Raw genomic sequence first — 3,636 nt, 5'->3', positions numbered from 1 at the left:
CGGCGATCATGGCTGTGGCAGGTCGAGTGGGAATGACGATCCTGGCGCCTGCGGACGTTCCCAGCTAACGAACGCGCGTGCATAACTCCGGCCTACAAATAGATTGTTCTGCGTTCAAGATTCTGCCGTACACCCTACTTGGCTATGCTGGCTATCAGCCCAAAGCGGACCTTCACAGTTGGACTTTGCAGTTTTGGAGATGTGCAGACACAAGGCACTTTGATCGGCGAGTTTCACGTGCAACCAATCAAACACGATATTGAAGAAGTATGTATTAAATGCGTGCTCAGCCAGTCCCAAAGCTGATCACGGTATGTGACCTCAATATCTGTGATGCGCCACCATAGTGTTGATGCTTATGTCATCCGTCGCAAAAAAGCTTCAGCCGTCTTCAAGTGCTTGCTTTTGACCTCTGGTGACATTCGCCCAGCCGTACGGCACATCATCGCCCATCGGGGATTGCCAGTCAGTCTATCGCTGTGTTTCAGAATAAAGCGCCAATAAAGCCCGTCCCAAATGTCGGTCCAAGGCCCCTTTCCCCAATGGCTCATTTTGCGAACATAGTTTGAACCCGAAAAGTACGGTTTGGTGGTGATCAACCCGCCATCGGCATGCTGGCTCATCGCGTAGGCATTGGGAACCATAACCCAGTCATAGCTATCGACGAACATTTCCATAAACCAGCGATAGACATGATCCGGATCAATTTCGCACAGAAACATAAATCCGCCCAAAACCATGAGGCGTTCAATATGATGACAATACCCTGTCTTGAGCACCCTTTTGATCGTGTCGTCCAGCGGATCAATACCAGTGGTTCCGTCGTAGAAAGCGCGGGGCATTGGGCGGTGATGGCCCCAATGATTTGTAGTGCGCATCGGCACACCCAGGCTCTCATAGGTCGCGCGCATAAACTCGCGCCAGCCAATGATCTGACGGATAAAACCTTCTACCGAATTCAGGGGAATACCCTTGCGATCCGCATGCGCCAGGGCAGCATCCAAAACTTGTTTTGGCGTCAACAATCCTATGTTCAATGCTGGCGTGAGAACGGCGTGCCATAGCCAGTTTTCGCCCTCAACAATGGCATCTTCATAGTCGCCAAAACGTTCGAACCGCCGTTCCAGAAACTGCGCCAGCCAGTCGGACGCAGCTTTGTGTGATGTCGGATAATACAACGTATCCAGGCTGCCCAATGCTTCTGGAAAATCAGCAAGAACGCTTGCTTTTGCGGCTTCATCAACTGCGTCATGGGAAGGCCAATCGATCCAGGGCAGGCTGCCTAACAGCGCCTTGGGCACTTTCTTGCGGTTTTCCTCGTCAAAGCTCCACTGTCCCCCCGTCGGTTGACCGCTGTCCATCAACACGTTCAAGCGGCAGCGTTGGCTTTTGTAGAAATCCGCCATGAGCCATCGTTTTCGACCGGCAAACCAATCTAGATTGTGGTCCCGCGTATTCAGAAAGCCAGGCGATGGCTGTATATCGAGCGTGATTTCGGTACTGCTAGCTGCCGCCCGTAAACGTCTTTTTGCGATGAAGTCAACTGGGTCAGCCATGATCATTTGGCTTACACCGCGATCACGCAGACTTTGAAACAATCGAAGACATGCGCCCGGCTGCCGCTCAAAGGGCCATATCGCGGCATCAAAGCCCTTGGCGACTAAGCCATCTCTATAGCGCGCCATTGAGGCGCGGTGCAGCCAAAGCTTTTGCTTGTGCATCGTGGCCGGATAATACGCATCACCGAAGAAAAGCGGGTCTTCGAAAAGCACAACAATGTCCGGCCGGGCGGCCAGACCCGGGTGGTGTGCAAACAATTGATTGGGAAGTAGAAGAGCAGCAGAGGACACGGGTTATGGTCTTTGTTGGCTGAGCAGATTCAATTGGCCTAAGAGCGGTGGGATCTTCTTTCGAAGGCCGAAGAATCCGGCCTTTGCATGAGGCCATGTCATAGCGTCGTACGGTCGCATTATCCTGTGCAAAGACAAGCCTGCGTCTCTCAATACAGGTTCTGCACGATCCAGGCGTGACCGAGTAGGGCCGACAGGCGCATAGGCTGTTGCAATGGTCGTGACACCCGCATTCCGTGCTGCCTCGATCAACGGACCACACCAATCCGCGTCTGATTTCGCGAGCTTTCCGTGAGGCTCAAGCGCGCTGTTGATCGCCCCCTTGGCAAAGTCCGTTACGGCGTTTCCCATCGGCTTTGGAGACCGTCCATGCGTCGCCAAAAGTCCAATCACGGCAGCAGGCGATGTCGGCATTAAACAGTCACCTGACAGATCATCCTCCGTCAACAGCAACAGATAAGGGCTGTCCGGGAACATGTGCGAACTTGAAAGGGGAATGAGCGGGTGATCTACTGGCTCGGTCAACGGCTCTGCAAAATTAGCCAGACCTCTCGGTTTAAACCGTCCTTCCGTGTATTTGGCAATATTATCAGGTCGCGCGAGGTAGGTTTTGCCTTTCGTGTGCAATCCGCCAACCCACCGCCAGCTCAGCGTATTCGACGCGGGATCGCCATCCAGCAAATGCCGCAAAAAGAAATCCGCGCCAAGCTGCCACGGTAGGCGGAGTGTAAAAATCCAGATTGATGCGAACCACATGCGCGCATGGTTATGAAGGTAGCCAGTCGTCACCAATTCCCGCGCCCAATGATCGAAACAGTCGATGCCGGTATTGCCGTTCACTGCCCCGTTGAAACGGGTCTCCAAGCCCTCATCATCTTTTAGTCGCTCAAAAGCGCTCAACAAATCCCGCTGATAAAGTGCCCAGACGCTGGGCCTTTGTTCCAGCCAACCCTTGAAGTAAGTGCGCCAAAACACTTCTTGCACGAACTTCTCTGCCGCGCTGGAACTATGCGACGCTAACACCGCTGCCAAAACCTCATTCTCCGTTATCAAACGGTGGCGCAGCCAAGGTGACAAACCCGATACATTGCTGCGTTGCTCGGTCCCAAAATCGTAGTTCCGCGTACTTGCATAATGCCGACCCGTGCGTCCCACGAACTGCTTCAGCCTTGTAAGACCATTGGTTCGTGTGGGTTTGAAACTGATTGTCTCTTTCACGTCCGCAAGTTCTGGAAACATCTCAGTCATGCGGCCGACCTGCATTTTTTTGAGCAGTATTTCACTTGATCCCAAGTGTTTTCCCATTTCTTGCGCCAGGTGAAAGGGCGCTGGCAGACCGGGCAGATTTTCTGGGGTAAATCGGCTTTCTTCTGCATTTTCATCACTGATCCCCCAAAGGCAGTTCGAGTTGCTCTTGATCTTGAGACGACCGCGCGACTTCCCGGGTATTCGGCGGCCATGCGCTCGAAGTACTCAACAAAGGCTTGCTTGCCGTCGCCAACATGCGGGTTGTGCTGCGTATAGGTATCACCAACAAAGGTTGCTAGGGCCTCGGCAGGTCGACACTCGTTGAACATCATTTCGTAGAAAGCGATGACGTTTTTCTTGTTTGTTTCGAGGTCCGGCATGCTGATCTCCAAATCGACGTTTGTACCACCCAAAAATGTTGGCCCACGCAATTCCGGGGAGCAACCGGGCAAGAATCTCAATTACTAATCGACAAGAAGTTGCGAGCTTGATTTTGTGCTCCGACTATTTCGAGAGTTGGCCAATTACTCGGTGTCAT

General features: G+C 52.8%; 3 protein-coding genes. All 3 read right to left on the bottom strand.

Annotated elements, in window-relative coordinates:
• Window positions 1-356 precede the first annotated feature (356 nt).
• The 3 genes from ACR0AW_RS21160 to ACR0AW_RS21150 are packed head-to-tail and all read right to left on the bottom strand — an operon-like array spanning window position 357 to window position 3,478.
• Window positions 357-1,850, bottom strand: coding sequence for a cryptochrome/photolyase family protein (locus ACR0AW_RS21160; RefSeq protein ID WP_170734260.1), 1,494 nt, complete (start codon window positions 1,848-1,850; stop codon window positions 357-359).
• 3 nt (window positions 1,851-1,853) lie between these two features.
• Window positions 1,854-3,098, bottom strand: a complete 1,245-nt coding sequence (locus ACR0AW_RS21155; RefSeq protein WP_170734259.1) for an FAD-binding domain-containing protein — start codon at window positions 3,096-3,098, stop codon at window positions 1,854-1,856.
• Entirely contained in the window at window positions 3,095-3,478 is a 384-nt protein-coding gene (locus ACR0AW_RS21150; RefSeq protein ID WP_480439644.1) for a DUF2256 domain-containing protein, read from the bottom strand. Before ACR0AW_RS21150 ends, ACR0AW_RS21155 begins: the two co-directional genes overlap by 4 nt.
• Window positions 3,479-3,636 lie beyond the last annotated feature (158 nt).

The sequence above is a fragment of the Ruegeria sp. C5 genome (genome assembly GCF_056537605.1).
This window is presented reverse-complemented; position numbering and strand designations above follow the sequence as displayed.